This window comes from Sporosarcina sp. USHLN248 (assembly GCF_037144575.1).
Lineage (GTDB): Bacteria > Bacillota > Bacilli > Bacillales_A > Planococcaceae > Sporosarcina > Sporosarcina contaminans.
Window position 1 is genome coordinate 1 of the sequence record NZ_JBBCZC010000125.1, and the last position, 240, is coordinate 240.

Consider the following 240-nt stretch of genomic DNA (forward strand, 5'->3'; position numbering starts at 1 on the left):
GTCATTGTCGCAGACCGTTTTCACTTTTGTCGTTATATCTACTGGGCGCTGGATGAAGTCCGAAGAAAAGTGCAGAAGGAATGGCATGCATATGACCGCAAGAAATGTAAAAGGATGCGCCATGTTTTCTATAAGCGCAGCGAGAAATTAACGGAGAAAAACCGTTGGTATTTAGATCGCTATCTAGGCATGTCTGATGAATTGAAGAAGGCATATGAACTGAAAGAGGCCTATTGTGAC

General features: G+C 42.9%; 1 protein-coding gene. It reads left to right on the forward strand.

Annotated elements, in window-relative coordinates; genetic code table 11:
* Window positions 1-240, forward strand: a 240-nt coding sequence (locus WFH04_RS18225) for a transposase (RefSeq protein ID WP_336825741.1), incomplete at both ends; no start/stop codon positions are given.